This is a genomic window from Roseimicrobium gellanilyticum (assembly GCF_003315205.1).
Taxonomy (GTDB): Bacteria; Verrucomicrobiota; Verrucomicrobiia; order Verrucomicrobiales; family Verrucomicrobiaceae; genus Roseimicrobium; species Roseimicrobium gellanilyticum.
Genome location: NZ_QNRR01000006.1, coordinates 126023 through 141565 on the forward strand (window position 1 = coordinate 126023; position 15543 = coordinate 141565).

Genomic DNA, 15543 nt, shown 5'->3' on the forward strand with positions numbered 1-15543 from the left:
GGCCGCTCTCGAAAGTTTGGCTGTGATTTGTTCGCCTCGTCGGCTGCTTGCCTGACAGCCCGCACACGGAGTGTGCGGACCACTATTGGGCCTTACCCAATCACCTCAGGCCATTCCGTGTGGAACATCTGGCCTTCGGGCTTGTCGAGACGCTCGTAGGTGTGGGCGCCGAAGAAGTCGCGCTGGGCCTGCAGGAGGTTGGCGGGGAGACGTTCGGCGCGGTAGCTGTCGTAGTAGCCCAGGGAGGCGGAGAAGGCGGGGACGGGGATGCCGTTCAGGGTGGCGAGGGACACCACTTCGCGCCAGTTCTGCTGGGTCTTGCTGAGCACGTCCTTGAAGAAGGGGTCGAGCATCAGGTTCACCAGGTTGGGGTTGGTGCGATAGGCGTCCGTGATGCGGTTGAGGAACTTCGCACGGATGATGCAACCGCCACGCCAGATGGAGGCGATGCGGCCGAGGTCGAGGCCCCAGCTCTTCTTCTCGCCCATGGTCTTGATGAGGTCCAGACCCTGCGCGTAGGAGATGATCTTGGAGGCGTAGAGGGCGTCGTGCACCTTCTTCACCAGCTCGGCCTTGTCCGTGGTGATGTTCACCTTCGGGCCGGTCAGTTCCTTGCTGGCGGCGACGCGCTGCTTCTTCTGGCTGGAGAGGATGCGGGCCTCCACGGCGGCGTTGATGGTGGAGATCACGACCGCGTTCTCAGCGGCGTTGAGGAGCGTCCACTGGCCAGTGCCCTTTTGGCCCGCTTTGTCCACGATGAGCTCGACAATCGGCTTGCCGGTTTCAGCGTCCTTCTGCTCCAGCGCCTTGCCGGTGATCTGGATGAGGTAGCTGAGGAGGTCGCCTTCGTTCCACTGGTTGAAGATGGCAGCCATCTCGTCGGTGGTGATGCCAGCCTGCTTGAAGATGTTGTAGGCTTCGCAGATGAGCTGCATGTCGCCGTACTCGATGCCGTTGTGAATCATCTTCACATAGTGGCCGGCGCCGCCGGGGCCGATGTGAATCACGCAGGGCTCGCCGTCCACCTTGGCGGAGATGCTTTCGAAGATGGGCTTCATCACTTCCCAGGTGCTGGCAGGGCCACCAGGCATGATGGAGGGACCCTTGCGGGCGCCTTCTTCACCACCGGAAACGCCGGCGCCGATGAAGCGCAGGCCTTTTTCCGCGAGGTAGGCGTCGCGACGCTCGGTGGTCTGGTAGAAGCTGTTGCCGCCGTCGATGACGATGTCGCCCTTGTCGAGGAGGGGGATGAGCTGCTCGATCACGGCGTCCACGGCGTCGCGGTCGGTGTCCTTCACGGCGGTGGATTTCACCATGATCTGGATCTTGCGGGGAGTGGCCAGGCTCTGGACGAACTCTTCGAGGGTGTGGGAGCCGACGAGCTTCTTGCCGGGGTGCTTGGCGATGAACTCATCCGTGGTCGCAGTGGTGCGGTTGAACACGGAAACCTGGAAGCCGCGGCTCTCCACGTTCAACACGAGGTTCTGGCCCATCACGGCGAGGCCAATCAATCCGAAGTCGCTCTTAGACATAGTATCAGCAGGGTGTTTGCAGTGGAACAAAGCCCGCCAAAATTGGGATTGGCGGGCAGGGAGTTAACCTCAGGAGGGCAGATCGCAACCGGGAATTCGTTCATGGAAACCATGACGGGAACTCGGGTTGCAGAGCTCAGCCAGTCGGCTGCAAGCCGGGGTGAGGTCAGGAGGCGTTTTGAGTCAACGGCACGGGCAAGGTGGCGGAGGCGGGTTGATGGGCAGAAGGGCAGGTAGGCAGCGGCTTTAGCGGTAGGTAGGGGGGATTCGGTGCGAGTTGAATGAAAGATTCTTGGGGGTGCGGGGTTTGTTTTGCCCCCCCAATGAAAGCTTCCTCCCCCTGCTTCCCTTACCCTCTGGCAGCCCCACCTTCGGCTGCCTTCACGCCTCGGTGGCAAACGATGCCGCCCTGCTGATTTCCGTTCTGCGGATTCCCCTCGGAGTGAGTCAATGGCGAAGCCTGCTTAAGGCAGGTCGCCCTGTCTACTCGTCCCCCTTCTTCCTATATCTGTTCTTCATTTTCAGTCGTTCATGGCCCGATTGTCTCTCTGCCGTCCTTTCCTTCGTATCGCTAGTCTCGCGGCAATCTTTTCCTTCTCATGCCTCACGTGGGTGCAGGGTGTGGACGTCACCTGGAAAGGCACCACCAACGTGTGGGGCACGGCCACGAACTGGACCTCTGATCCCACGCTGCCAACGGCCAGCGACCGCGTGATTTTCGGCAATGCCGGCGCCTCCCTGAGTATCAACACAGGGGAGGACCGTTTTGTGGGCGGGGTTCTCTTCAACGGAAGCGGGAGCTACGCCATCAACGTGAATGTCGGGGTGCTCTACGTGGGGAATCAGGGCATCGAGGTGACCTCAGGCACGCAGAATTTCAACTCGGGGAACGTGCGTCTGAACGCTCCCGGGGACACCACGATCCTGAACAACGGGACGCTGAACTTCAACAACGGCATCATGTATCACCGCACGTCGGGGTCCGGGAACAAGGTGCTCACCTTCGACGGCTCTGGGAATACCACCGTGGCCAGGTTCGAGCGCCGGTCGAATACCTATGACATGAGCCTGATCAAAAATGGGTCAGGCACGCTCACGATCAGCGGCTCAGCCGCTGGGCCTGCGGGCAGCAATGCCGCAGGCGCCATCACGGGTTCCACGACCATCAACGCGGGCAAGGTGCGGATCAATGCCGAGGCGAATCTCGGCGGAGACGCTGCTGCGTTCAATGCAGGATTGCTCACACTGAATGGCGGCACCTTGGGAGCCTTTGCCTCCTTCACGATCGATGATGCCAATCGTGGTGTGACGCTGGGCTCCAGCGGCGGCACTTTTGATGTGGAGACGGGCTTCACGCTGACCGTGGCCAATGTCATCACCGGCACCGGCGGCCTGGCAAAAACGGGTGCGGGCACGTTGGTCCTCTCCGGGGTGAATACTTACGCCGGTCTCACGACGGTGACCGCGGGTATCTTGAATGTGCAAGGCAACAGCGCACTGGGCACGGCGGACGCGGGAACGGTGGTGAGCAGTGGTACCACGTTGCAGGTGCAGGGGAATATTGATCTTGGCGCGGAGGCCTTGACCCTCAGTGGCGTGGGCGTTACGGGGCAGGCAGGGGCACTGGTGAATGTCAGCGGCACGAATATCATCGGGGGCGCGCTCACCTTGGGGGCAGACACCACCATCGCCTCGCTTGCAGGCCAGTTGAACCTCACCAGCACTGCGGCAGTCGTGGGAAACAACAGCGTGCTGACCCTCACGGGCGCGGGGAATGGCAGCCTGTCCGGTGCCATGGATGCCAGTGTGAAGAGCCTCACCAAGTCCGGTGCGGGCAACTGGATATTGAACGGCGCCAACACCTACACGGGCGCCACCACCGTCACCAACGGCACCTTGACCATCGGCAGCGCAGGCAGCCTGGGCAATACGGAGGTCACCGTGCAGACTGGCGCGACGTTCAATGTGCTGGGCACCACGGGCACCAGCGAGGTGTCTGTTCAGACCGGTGGCACCCTGGCAGGCTCAGGCACCATGGGTGGCGCGGTCACTTTGGTAAACGGCTCCACCCTGTCCGCAGGTGATTCTCTCGTGGCCGGCAGCACGGGGACACTGAGCATCGGAGGAGGGCTGAGTCTTGCGAATGAGACCTCGCTGAACTTCAACCTCGGTACGGATAGCGACCGGGTCGCCGTTACCGGGAATCTCCTGCTGAATGGCGTGCTGCGCATCCATCAGGGCGTGGGGTTTGGAGAGGCGTCCTCCTACACGCTCTTCTCCTACACTGGCACCCTGGCAGATGCGGGATTGGCGCTGGCAGGTCCATTGTCAGGATACAATTATTCCATCACGTCAGGAGCGGGACAGGTGAATCTGCAGGTGAACCAGACGGGGTTGCAGTTTTGGGATGGAGGCAACACATCGCAGAATGGATCCATCGATGGAGGTCCCGGTATTTGGAGCAATGTGGCAGGGAATACGAACTGGACCAATGGCACTGGCAGTACCAATGCAGCCTGGTCAGCAGGGCAGACGGCGGTATTCCTGGGAACGCCAGGAGATGTCCAGGTGGCAGACACGATCGCCGTGGGAGGCCTGCAGTTTGGCAGCAGCTACAACCTCGTGGATGCCGGCGGCAACGTGGGCAAGCTGGCCATCACGGCGGCTGCTACAGAGGTTCGCGTGGATCCTTCAATCACCGCAAACATCGGTGTGGCCATCACCGGTACGGGTGGCATCAACAAGACAAGCACCGGCACCCTGGTGCTTTCCGCGGTGAGCAACTACACTGGAGCCACCACCGTGCGTGAGGGAACACTGAAGATTGGGGTCAACAATGCCCTGCCCACTGGCACTGCATTGACCATTGGCTCGGACGGGCTCGCGGCCCATCTGGATGCCAGCACCGCCAGCCTCACCGTGGGCAGCTTGCACGTGGCCTCCAACGTCTCCGCGACGAGCACGGTCACCATCGGAGCCGGGCAGACGCTTTCCGTGACGGGCAGTGGTGGATTCAAGGTCGGTGTGGCAGGCACCTACAAGGTCAAAACAAACGCCACCTTCTCGGGCGGCGGTTCCCTGGTGGTGAACAACACCGCAGCCAACTTCGAAGCGGGCATCCAGCCAAACACCAGCATGACAGTGGGCCCAGGAGGCGACCCGACTTTCGATGGCGCGAGCAATGCCAACACGACAGTCGTGGACATGACCGGGCTGTCGTCCGTCACGGCCAACGTGAACAACTTCCGCGTGGGCTTTGGGATGAACAATGCCACGACCTTGAACCTCTCCAACACGGCGAACTCGATTACCGCGAATGCCATTCAAATCTCCCACAGCGATGGGCGGAATGCCCAGGCGAGCACCCTGTTTCTGGGCGGCGGCACCAATGTGCTCCTCACAGACAATCTCGAAATCGGCATCTCCAAGGGCGTGGGCACGTTGAAATTTCTCTCGGCGGCCGGCACGGTTGAGATTCGCGGCAAGTCAGGCGCTGCCACGAACATCACCCTCGGAGCCACCGGTGACACCATCACGGCCGCCGGGCCCAGTGGCACCCTGGACTTGAGCGGTCACATGGCGACCGTGGTGGCCAACAATCTGGTGATGGGCAGCCGCACCACCACGAGCGGCGCTGCCACCGGAGTGCTGAACTTCGGCGGTGGCACTTTCACCGTGAACAATGTGGACATGGGCATCCTGACGGTAGGCACCTCGAGCACCATCAACACCACGCTGAACATCAGCGGCGGTACTTTCACAGTGAATGCCGGTGGCGCCTTCCGGATGGCCACCTTCTCAAGTCCAGCAGCCACAGGTCGTGTGAATGCCACCGTGAATATCACGGGCGGCACCCTGGTTTCCAATGTGGACATCGTCGAGGTGGGCGGGACCAATGCCACGACCGGCAACACGAACACGGTCATCAAGCTGGATGGAGGCACGCTCGACATGACCGGCCACAATATCGGCTCCGCCGCGAACACCATCAACACCCTCACCCTCGCCTCCGGCACCCTGAAGGACACGGGTGAGATCAATGGCGGCGCTGCCATCAGCAAGACCACGACCGGCATGCTCGTCATGCAAGGGAACAATGCCTACTCCGGCGCCACCACGGTGAGTGCGGGCACCCTGCTGGTGAACAACACCTACACCGGCACGAGCTCCGCCACGGGCAGCAACACCGTGACCGTCAACGGAGGCACCACCTTTGGCGGAAACGGACGTGTGGCAGGACCCGTGACGGTCAATACCAGCGCCACGCTCGCCCCCGGGGGCAACGCCACCACGATTGCCAACGGCGTCAGCGGCCTGAACACAGATGTGGGCACCCTGAAGATTGACAATAATCTGACCGTCAGCACCGGTGCCAATCTCGCTCTGCAAATCAAGACCGATGGCACCCATGGCCTGACGGTCACCCGCGATGCCGTTACCAAAATGCTCACCTCCGTCTCTGGAACCTCGGAGGACGGCGGGAACGATCGCCTTCTGATCACCGGTGACATTTCGCTCCACTCGGGTGCGAAGATCACCGTCACGCTGGCTGCCGGGTACAATGCCACCTCGGGCAGTGTGTTCGATCTGCTGGACTGGGCCAGTGTGAATGGCGGCAGCGCGATCGACAGCGCCTTCTATGACTTCGCTGGAAATGGAAGGCGCACCGGAGCGGACAACCAGGCCTTTGGCTTGATCCTTCCGGACGTCACCGTGTTGGGCAGTGACTATTTCTGGGACGTGAGCCGGTTCGGCAGTTCCGGGACCATCTCCCTCGTGCCGGAGCCGGGAAGGGCCCTGCTTTTCATGGTGGGACTGGGCGCCTTGTTGCTCCCGCGCCGCCGCCGCAGATAGGCATCAGCAGACGACCGGAGCTTGCCGAAGGGAAATGCGTGTCTACGTTTTCCCGTGCCTCCCTACGCCATCATCCTTTCGGAAACGCCCATCGTCAGCGAAGTCCCCACCTTTGCCGATGGGGAGGGGGCGGAGGTGCAGTTTCTTGGGACTGTCCGTGGGGAGGAAGATGGACGGGCCATCTCCGGCATCGACTACAGCGCCTACCGCCCCATGGCCGACCGCGAGCTGGAGCGCATCTGTCATCGTGCCCAGGGCGAACTTTCGCCCCATCGGGTGGAGATTCAGCACCGTCTCGGTTTCGTGCCTGCCAGGGAGCCCAGCATTGTGATTCGCGTGAAGACAAAACACAGTGCCGAGGGCTTTGAGCTCTGCCGCTGGTACCTGCGCGAAATCAAAACCTCCGTGCCCATCTGGAAGAAGCCGGTCTGGGCGTGATCGGTGGTTTGCCCACTCCGTGTGCGGCATGCAATGCACGTCTCCTGATTATCCACTTCTCAGTGCAGTTCGCACGCTGGATAGGACGATGTGTATGTCTGTCACCTCCTGACCCGCACACGGAGTGGTCAGGCCACTTTTGGCGATGCAGACGGAATGAATGTTGCTTCGGTTTTTTTATAGTTGCATGTTTCGTGTCCGAGTTGATAGCTGCGGCAACAAGGAGGCAAACATGACCACCGTGGAATGCTCACCGAAAGAAATCGGAAGGCGCTGGTTTGAGGAGGTATGGAATCAGCGGAACGTCAATGTCATCACGGAACTGCTCGCGCCGGATGCCCGGGGTCACATGGAGGGAGGGCAGGAGGTTGTGGGAGCGAGGGATTTCATCGTGTTCCACCAGAATCTACTGAAGGCCATGCCGGACCTGCGCATCTCGGTGCGCAATGTCCTTTCCGATGGAGACGATGTCTGTGTGCACTGGGAGGCCACCGCTACACACACGGGCACGGCCTTCGGTATTCCTTCGTCCGGCCGGAAACTCGCCTTCAATGGCATGACTTGGTTCCGCGTGGACAATGGTGTGATCGTGGAAGGTTGGGACTGCTGGAATCAGGGCGGCCTGTTTGCGCAGATGTCGCAAGCCGTGTGACGTCCCGCTTTTGGGTGAGCGGGCGGAGGAAGATTCCGCCATACGGCCACGTTCACGGAATCGTGCGTTGACAGTGGCGCATGATGTTTCTATTCAGAGGTGAAGACGGCATCATTCCCTCGCTGTCTTCCTGTTCCGCGCCGCCTGCATGAATCTTCCCAACAAGCTCACCGTTGCCCGTTTCATTCTCACGGTGGTGTTTGTCATTCTGTTCTACGTCCCGCTGCAGAACCGCGTGGGACTGGCGTTGCTGGTGTTCATCGCGGCCGCGCTCACGGATCTGGCGGATGGGAAAATCGCCCGCGCCCGGGGGCTGGTGACGAATTTCGGCAAGCTGATGGATCCCCTGGCGGACAAGGTGCTGATGACGGCGGCCCTGGTGTTTCTGGCCGTGGCGGAACTGCACCCGATTCCAGCGTGGATCGTGGTGGCCGTGCTGGCGCGTGAGTTCTTTGTGACCGGCATCCGTGTGGTGGCAGCGAACAACGGCGTCATCCTCGCGGCGGAGAAGCTGGGCAAGCACAAGATGGTCTGGCAGGTCATTACCACCATTTACTTTCTCATGCTGCAGGCAAGCCTGGAGCCGAACACACGTTGGCTGGATGCGATGTTCGCATGGAAACCCATGTCTCCCGGCATCTTCGGCGTGTTCTGCCTGGTGATGATGACGGGCCTTACCATGATATCAGGGTTCAGCTACTTCTGGAAGAACCGGAAGCTCTTTGGCGACGCCTGAGCATGTCGTGACTCTCTCTGCCGGAGCGAAATGATCCGGTATTGCGGGAGGTGAAAACGTTATTGCCAAGTGCCCACTGCATCGCTGTAAGCTGGGTGCTCTGCTCATCGTAACCATCCGACCATGAAGCCCACCCACTTCGCCACCCGCACCACCCTGCTCGCGCTCGCTCTGGCGCTTCCCACCCTGCTGCCTGCGCAGACACGTTCCAGTCTGCCTCCTCGCGGGGGCGTCACCGTTGCCACGGCTGCCGTGGGTGATTGGCCCACGTTCCGCGGAGCCGACCGCACGGACATTTCCAAGGAAACCGGACTGCTGAAGCAGTGGCCTTCTTCCGGACCCAAGAAACTGTGGACCTATGAAAATGCCGGTTTCGGCTATTCCGGCTTCGCCATCGCAGGTGGCACCCTGTACACCCTCGGAGCGCGTGACTCGGTGGAGTATCTCGTCGCGGTGGACGCGAACACCGGCAAGGAGAAGTGGGCCGCGGAAATCGGGCCGCTGCTGACCAATGGCTGGGGAGATGGCCCACGTGCCACACCCACGGTGGACGGTGACCGCGTCTATGCCATGGGCGGAAAGGGCGACCTCGTGTGCGTCAGCGCCAAGGATGGCAAGGAACAGTGGAAGGCCAGCATGACCGAAGCGGGCGGCAAGGTCCCCGGCTGGGGCTATTGCGAATCTCCGCTGGTGGATGGCAAGCTCGTCATCTGCACCCCCGGCGGCCCCAAAGGCACCCTGATGGCGCTCGACAAGATGACCGGCAAACAGGTCTGGCAGAGCGAGGAGTGGACGGACGGCGCGCAGTACGCCAGCCCCATCGTGATTGAGCACGGCGGCAAGCGTCAGTACGTGCAGCTCACCATGCAGAACTTTGCCGGAGTGAATGCGGCGGATGGCAAGGTCGTCTGGAAGTCCGCCTTCCCGGGCAAGACGGCCGTGATTCCCACCCCCATCTACAAGGATGGCCAGGTGTATGTGGCAGCTGGCTACGGCGTGGGCTGCAAGTCCGTGAAACTCACGGGCAGCGCCGAGCCGGAAGTGCTCTATGAAAACACCAACATGGTGAACCATCACGGCGGTGTGATCCTCGTGGGTGACTATCTCTACGGCCACTCTGACAAGGGCGGCTGGACCTGCCAGGACTTCAAGACTGGCGAGGTGAAGTGGGCGGAGAACGGCAAGCTCAAGAAGGGCGCCATCCACTGCGCGGACGGCATGCTCTACCTGCTGGAGGAAAACACCGGCACCGTGGTGCTCATTGAGGCGTCACCGAACGGTTGGAATGAGCATGGGCGATTCGTCCTGGAGCCGCAGACGACGAACCGCAATCCCAAGGGCAAAATCTGGGTCCACCCCGTGGTCAGCAATGGAAAGCTGTACCTGCGGGACCAGGAGTTCGTTTCCTGCTTTGACCTGAAGAAATAAGCAGTTCGGACTGCTCATGCATCTCGCCGTCTGGCCGGCGCGGAAAACTCCGCGCTAAGGCCGGGCGGTATTGCACGTTTGCAATTTGGGGCACATGAATGCCCCATCAGTCGCTCGCATCCCACGCTCACCCGTCTTTCCCATGAAAGTTTCCCAGCCTCTTTGGGCAGCCTGTCTCCTGACCGTCACCCTTTCGTCCTGCCTCCTGCCCGCTGCCTCCGCGGCGAACTGGCCCATGTGGCGGGGACCCACCAACGACGGCGTCACTGAGGAAACGGATCTGCCGCTCCAGTGGAGCACGACGGAAAATGTAAAGTGGAAGGTGTCCCTGCCGGACCGTGGAAACTCCACCCCGGTGGTGTGGGGGGACAAGGTCTTCCTCACCCAACCCATCGAGCGTGAAGGGAAGCGGCTGCTGCTTTGCTTCGACAAGAAGACGGGCAACAAGCTGTGGGAATCCGGCATCACCTACAAGGAGGCCGAGCTCACGCACGCCACCAATCCCTACTGCTCCGCCTCGCCTGCGACGGATGGAGAACGCGTAGTGGTCTTCTTCGGCTCCGCAGGTGTGTACTGCTATGACATGAATGGCAAGGAACTGTGGAAGCGCACGGATCTGGGACGCCAGCATCACATTTGGGGGAATGGCACCTCGCCAGTGATCGCGGGAGATCGCGTGTTTCTGAACTTCGGCCCCGGGGAGAAGACGGTGCTGTACGCCTTTGACAAGAAGACCGGAAAGACCCTCTGGGAACACAATGAGCCGGGTGGCGCCTCAGGTGAAGGCTCCGGCAAGAAGTGGCTGGGCTCCTGGAGCGACCCGTTGCTCCGGAAGGTGGACAATCGTTATGAACTCCTCATGACCTATCCGGGTCGCGCGTGCGCCTTTGACCCCATGACGGGCAAGGAGCTCTGGACCTGCGAAGGCATGACGCAACTCGTCTACAACTCACCCGTGTACGCGGATGGCCTCATGGTTGCGGTGTCCAGCTACGGTGGCTCCGGCATGGTGGTGAAGGCTGGTGGAAATGGAAACGTGACCAGCAGCCACCGTGTGTGGCACCTGCCCAAGATCCAGCAGCGCATCGGTTCCGGTGTGATCCATGAGGGTCACTACTACATCCTCACGGACGGTGGCATTGCCGAGTGCCGTGACCTGAAGACTGGCGAGGTGGTGTGGAACGAACGACTCAAAGGACCCGGCCCCACGGGGCAGAACTGGTCCTCCCTCGTGCGTTCCGGAGACAAGCTGTATGCCGCCAATCAGGGTGGTGACTGCTTTGTCTTCAAGGCGAGCCCGAAGTTTGAGCTGCTGGCGACGAACTCGCTCGGTGAAAAGATCATCGGCAGCATCGCCGTGTCTGATGGCCAGCTCTTCATCCGCAGCTACCAGAACCTGTGGTGCATTGGGAAGTGACACTAGGCTGTTTCTTCACGAAACAGACTCGATTCCGGTCGCGTACGTGAGGAGATGAAGCCTCTCTCCCTGTTCATTCTCCTCGCGACTTCCACACTCGGCTTTGCCGCTGAGCCCGTCTCCCTTTTCAATGGGAAGGACCTCGACAACTGGAGTTTCAAGACCGGGAAAGGAACGCCCAAGTGGGAAGTGGCAGCGGCGAAGGTGGATGAATCCAATCCCAAGCTGCTGACCAGGGCTGGGGGCGGCTCCGGTTCCGGAATCGGAGGCCTTGCTGGGGATATCATCAGCTCTCAGTCGAGCTTGGTAAACTTCGCCACCAAACACGGCGACAGCGTGGACATCTACTCCAAGGAGAAGTTCGGCTCGTGCCTCATCGAGCTGGAAGTCATGGTGCCCAAGGGCTCCAACTCTGGCATCTACGTGATGGGTGAATATGAAGTGCAGGTGTTCGATTCCTCCGGCAAGGCCGATGACAAGATGGGTCCCGGAGACATGGGCGCCATCTATGGCGCGGCTGTGCCCAAGGTGAATGCCTGCAAGGCTCCGGGCGAATGGCAGAAATATGTCATCGACTGGCAGGCACCCAAGTTCGATGCGAGCGGCAAGAAGATTGCCAATGCGAAGTTCATCAAGGTGGAGCTGAACGGCAAGGTGATGCACGAAAATCTGGAGATGCCCGGCCCCACTCCCTCTGGTGTCACCGGCAAGGAAGCCGCGGAAGGTCCCATCATGTTCCAGGGTGACCACGGTCCCGTCGCCTACCGGAACATCAAGATCACGCCACGCTAGAAAGTAGTCCGCCGAGCCTCTGGAGGTTAGGCCTTCTGGCCTGACAGTGGATGTTGGGTCTTCCGACCCGACAGTTACTCCCACTTTCTCCTCGCAGCAAAAGCCCAGAACCGGGCACAAGCTGCGAAGAATAAGCGGGGCTGTACTGGCTTGTTGGGCTGCGGTACAACCGCAGCCAGCTTTTCCACCTTCCCATGTCTCAAACCATCCAGATCGCCCTCGTCGGCGCCGGCATGTTCGGCGGTGATGTTCACGCCCGAGCGTACGCAGACCTGCAGCGCTTTGGCATCGCCGGCCAGCTTGCCCGTGTGGGACTGGACATGTGGAATCGCGACTTCGCGGACATCCGTTTTGACCTCGTGGCCGTGGCCACGCGCTCCGAAGCCTCTGCAAAAAAAGCCGCCGCGAACTTCAAGGACCTCACCGGTCATGAGCCGCGCGCCTATCACGGTGATGAACCTTGGACGGACATCCTGCGTGATTTCCCGGACCTTGATGTGCTTGCCGTGGCCACGCCGGACCACCTGCACACCCAGCCCATTCTCGCGGCACTGGACAAGGGAGTGCATGTCATCACGGAGAAGCCCATGTGCCTGAGCATTCATGAGGCGGATGAGATCATCGACCTCGCGAAGCGAAGGAATCGCGTGGTCGCGGTGGACATGCACAAACGCTACGACCCGGACCACCTGCGCATCAAGAACGACATCCAGAACCGCATCGGCGCCCCCCTGTATGGCACCGCGTATCTTGAGGAGCCGCTGGAGGTGAGCACCAGCACCTTCAAATGGGTGGAAAGCAGCGACCCCTTCAGCTACGTGGGGCCGCACTGGACGGATCTGATTCACAGCTACTACCAGAGCAAGCCCGTTTCACTCACCGCGATCGGCCAGAAGAAGCGTCTCGTACGTGATGGCATCAATGCCTATGACGCCGTGCAGGTCCGCGTGGACTACGAGAACGGCATGAGCATCAACTACCACAACAACTGGATTACTCCTGCCGACTTCGAAGGGCCGGTGAACCAGGGCCACGAAATCGTTGGCGCGGATGGCAAGGTGGAGAGCGACCAGCAGTACCGTGGTTTCCGCTTCTGGAACAACGGTGGTGGCTCACGCACGAGCAACAACCATTTCACCCGCGATGTCGCTCGTCCGGATGGCACGCGCGGTTACCTTGGCTACGGTGTCGACAGCCTCACCGTGGGCCTCGCCGCCATCTGCCGCATGAAGTATCATGGTGCATCACGAGATGATGTGGCGTCGCTTTATCCCACCGCGGAAGAGGCGCGCATCACCACTGCCATCGTCCATGCCGCGGCTGAGGTGCGTGACTTGAACTTCAAGTACACCCAGGAAGGCAAGGGCGCGCCCGTAACGGCTAGGTTCGGTGCCGATGGCATCACCATCGTGGATCCCATGCGCGCGAGCGAAGGGGTCGAGGGTGTGTTCAAGAAGGTGTATGACCGGCCGTTGTAGCGGTGAGGTGCCAGTCCCCTTGATTGAGCGGCGGTGCTCACAGTGAAGTGACCGTTGGACGTGACGGAGCGCTTTGCGTCTTGGAGTGCGGTGGCAAGCTTCAAGCGCGACACCGCTTTGAACGGAGTGAGCAAACGTTCCGTCCTCCACAGCCTCCCAACACCCCTGGCCTATGAAATTGGGCAGGGTATTGGTGAGTCTCATCCCTGGGAGAAAATCTGGGGCTCCGCTCAAAGCGGTGTCGCGGCCTCAAGGGAGGCCTCTGCCACCGCACTCCACGACGCAAAGCGCAGATCCATTTCGCAGGATCGTGCTGACATTTGCGCCTTGGTCATAGGCCCGCTTGAGCATCCACTTCACCTCACCGCACCTCACGTCAACTTCGACACCTTCTCCCGATACTCCGTGGGTGTCATTCCCATGCGTGCCTGGAAGCGCTTGTTGAAGTTGGAGAGGCTTCCATACCCACAGGCGAAAGCCACCTGGGACACACCCATCTCCACTTCTTCCAGCAGCAGGCGGCAGGCACGCCCCACGCGCAGTTCATTGATATAATCCGGCAGCGTGCGCCCCGTGCGCACGTGGAAGTAGCGGCTGAATGCGGCAGGACTCAGGTGCGCGAGCTTCGCCAGCTTCTGACGGCTGAGTGGTTCGGCCAGATGGTCATCAATGTGCTGGCACACGCGTCCCAGGCGCTCCTTATCCGTGAGATCGAGTTGAGGCGCAAACCCAGCGCTGGCCACGGGCTCCAGTTCATCCGACTTTGCCAATTCACCCAGGATGGCCAGCAACTCCATGAGCCGTGCATAGCCTGAGGTGTCCGCGAGCTTTTGCATCTTCTTCGCAATGGAGTCGCGCGTGCGCCCCTTCACCTGCAGGCCACGGCCGGCGAGTTGGAAGACCTTGCGCACATCGGAGAGTTCCGGGGCGGTGAGGAAACCGTTGCCCAGGAAACCATCCAGGAACTGCACCACCACGGCGTGCACGTTCTCGTCAGAGGAGCCGTTGCGCTGTTGATCCTGATGCCACACGTGAGGCAGGTTGGAACCCACAAACACCAGGTCACCCGGGGAGAGCACGGTGATATTGTCGCCAATCATGCGGTAGCCGCTGCTCTTCAGCACCAGGGTCAGCTCATATTCCGGATGAAAGTGCCAGGGCGTGCCAAAGTCTGGAGCACGGATAATCTCACAGTGAAACGACTCCTGCGCAGTCACCGGTATCTTTTCCAGCAAGGCTTTCATGAAGGGGAGATCCCTGAAAGAGGGATGAGGGGAACTTGAATAAACTCCGTCACTCCGGGATGACAAGGACTGTCCTTCATCCCCCCGGCCACAAAATGGCCAGCCGGGGTGATAAATCGCACAGTTTCCTGCAGGAAACACGATAAATGGACGCAGGGTATCCTGGCACCTGCTGTGCCCGACTTTCACTTGGGAGACTTCTTTGTCTTCCTCCGTGTGATGCGCCATGATGCGCCGTAAGGCTCAGCCAGCATGTCCGCACCCGGCCACAAACGTACGGCACCACGAAATGCCGCGCGGTTGTCCTGCTGGCTGCAGTCGGGTGGCAGCGGGCGAATGGCATCTGAATTTCCACCACCGAGCATGATGTGATCAGGCTTGAACACTTCACGCAGAAGTTCAATGCCTGCGAGCGCGGTGCGTTTCCAGCGCTTCTGTCCCCGTTTTTGAAACGCCTTGTCGGAGAGATGTTTCCCAAAGCGCTTTCCATCGGGCAGGCATAGGCTGCCGACTTCCAAGGGCACAATGACATCGTCCACAATGAGGGTCGCCCCAGTGCTGGTGCCGAAGCCCAGATAGAGCATGCGCCCTGTCCTGTGTGCGGCCAGCGCCTGCAGACCGGCGTCATTGATGAACCGGACCGGTTTGCCGAAAGCCTTCTTGAAGTCGATGCGCAGCCATCCTCCGCCGACATTCGGTGGTTCGCTTGCAGGCTGCCCATTTCTTACGACGCCCGGATAGCCGATGGTGATGGCCTGAAAGTCCCAGTCTTCGGTGGCCTTCAGCACCTCCTTGATCATGCGTGCCGCGGTCATCTTCCTCCCTGACGGAACTTTGACGACTGCTCTCCGGCCGGTGGCCATGAGCTTCACGTTCGTGCCGCCCACATCAATCATCAGGATCTTCATGACACTACTTGCGCAAGTGTGGCGGGTGTGAGTTCGCCTTTCACCATCAGCTCCAGCAATTGCA

The 15543-nt window shown here is 60.6% G+C and carries 11 protein-coding genes; 8 read left to right on the top strand and 3 right to left on the bottom strand.

From position 1 onward, the window contains the following. Positions 1-92: 92 nt before the first annotated feature. Complete coding sequence (gnd, locus tag DES53_RS17260) at positions 93-1532, bottom strand: decarboxylating NADP(+)-dependent phosphogluconate dehydrogenase (protein ID WP_113959541.1); 1440 nt, start codon at positions 1530-1532, stop codon at positions 93-95. A 531-nt stretch (positions 1533-2063) separates the two neighbouring features. Here gnd and DES53_RS17265 point away from each other — a divergent pair. From DES53_RS17265 to DES53_RS17300, 8 genes are all read left to right on the top strand, one after another. After that, positions 2064-6386 (top strand): beta strand repeat-containing protein, encoded by a 4323-nt coding sequence (locus DES53_RS17265; RefSeq protein ID WP_113959542.1) that lies wholly within the window; start codon positions 2064-2066, stop codon positions 6384-6386. A 54-nt stretch (positions 6387-6440) separates the two neighbouring features. After that, on the top strand, positions 6441-6824 hold the full coding sequence (locus DES53_RS17270; protein ID WP_170157183.1) for a molybdopterin synthase catalytic subunit: 384 nt from the start codon (positions 6441-6443) through the stop codon (positions 6822-6824). Between the two features lie 187 nt (positions 6825-7011). After that, complete coding sequence (locus DES53_RS17275) at positions 7012-7476, top strand: ester cyclase (RefSeq protein ID WP_170157184.1); 465 nt, start codon at positions 7012-7014, stop codon at positions 7474-7476. 148 nt (positions 7477-7624) lie between these two features. After that, positions 7625-8212, top strand: a complete 588-nt coding sequence (pgsA, locus tag DES53_RS17280; RefSeq protein WP_113959545.1) for a CDP-diacylglycerol--glycerol-3-phosphate 3-phosphatidyltransferase — start codon at positions 7625-7627, stop codon at positions 8210-8212. Positions 8213-8335: 123 nt separating this feature from the next. After that, a complete protein-coding gene (locus DES53_RS17285; RefSeq protein WP_113959546.1) occupies positions 8336-9640 on the top strand; it encodes a PQQ-binding-like beta-propeller repeat protein in 1305 nt (434 codons plus the stop codon). Between the two features lie 142 nt (positions 9641-9782). Then, positions 9783-11057, top strand: a complete 1275-nt coding sequence (locus tag DES53_RS17290) for an outer membrane protein assembly factor BamB family protein (protein ID WP_113959810.1) — start codon at positions 9783-9785, stop codon at positions 11055-11057. A gap of 54 nt (positions 11058-11111) precedes the next feature. Continuing rightward, positions 11112-11849 (top strand): 3-keto-disaccharide hydrolase, encoded by a 738-nt coding sequence (locus tag DES53_RS17295; RefSeq protein ID WP_113959547.1) that lies wholly within the window; start codon positions 11112-11114, stop codon positions 11847-11849. A gap of 194 nt (positions 11850-12043) precedes the next feature. Next, positions 12044-13327 (top strand): Gfo/Idh/MocA family protein, encoded by a 1284-nt coding sequence (locus DES53_RS17300; RefSeq protein WP_113959548.1) that lies wholly within the window; start codon positions 12044-12046, stop codon positions 13325-13327. A gap of 371 nt (positions 13328-13698) precedes the next feature. Here the strand turns inward: DES53_RS17300 and DES53_RS17305 are convergent, their stop codons facing one another. Continuing rightward, complete coding sequence (locus DES53_RS17305; protein ID WP_113959549.1) at positions 13699-14571, bottom strand: helix-turn-helix domain-containing protein; 873 nt, start codon at positions 14569-14571, stop codon at positions 13699-13701. Positions 14572-14756: 185 nt separating this feature from the next. Further along, on the bottom strand, positions 14757-15479 hold the full coding sequence (locus DES53_RS17310; protein ID WP_170157185.1) for an ROK family protein: 723 nt from the start codon (positions 15477-15479) through the stop codon (positions 14757-14759). Positions 15480-15543: the final 64 nt, after the last annotated feature.

Excerpts from the sequence above, each read along its gene's own strand:
- gnd (WP_113959541.1), bottom strand. The coding sequence starts at position 1,532 with ATGTCTAAGAGCGACTTCGGATTGATTGGCCTCGCCGTGATGGGCCAG.
- DES53_RS17295 (WP_113959547.1), top strand. The coding sequence starts at position 11,112 with ATGAAGCCTCTCTCCCTGTTCATTCTCCTCGCGACTTCCACACTCGGC.
- DES53_RS17310 (WP_170157185.1), bottom strand. The coding sequence starts at position 15,479 with ATGAAGATCCTGATGATTGATGTGGGCGGCACGAACGTGAAGCTCATG.
- DES53_RS17300 (WP_113959548.1), top strand. The coding sequence starts at position 12,044 with ATGTCTCAAACCATCCAGATCGCCCTCGTCGGCGCCGGCATGTTCGGC.
- DES53_RS17265 (WP_113959542.1), top strand. The coding sequence starts at position 2,064 with ATGGCCCGATTGTCTCTCTGCCGTCCTTTCCTTCGTATCGCTAGTCTC.
- DES53_RS17305 (WP_113959549.1), bottom strand. The coding sequence starts at position 14,571 with ATGAAAGCCTTGCTGGAAAAGATACCGGTGACTGCGCAGGAGTCGTTT.
- pgsA (WP_113959545.1), top strand. The coding sequence starts at position 7,625 with ATGAATCTTCCCAACAAGCTCACCGTTGCCCGTTTCATTCTCACGGTG.
- DES53_RS17285 (WP_113959546.1), top strand. The coding sequence starts at position 8,336 with ATGAAGCCCACCCACTTCGCCACCCGCACCACCCTGCTCGCGCTCGCT.
- DES53_RS17290 (WP_113959810.1), top strand. The coding sequence starts at position 9,783 with ATGAAAGTTTCCCAGCCTCTTTGGGCAGCCTGTCTCCTGACCGTCACC.
- DES53_RS17275 (WP_170157184.1), top strand. The coding sequence starts at position 7,012 with ATGTTTCGTGTCCGAGTTGATAGCTGCGGCAACAAGGAGGCAAACATG.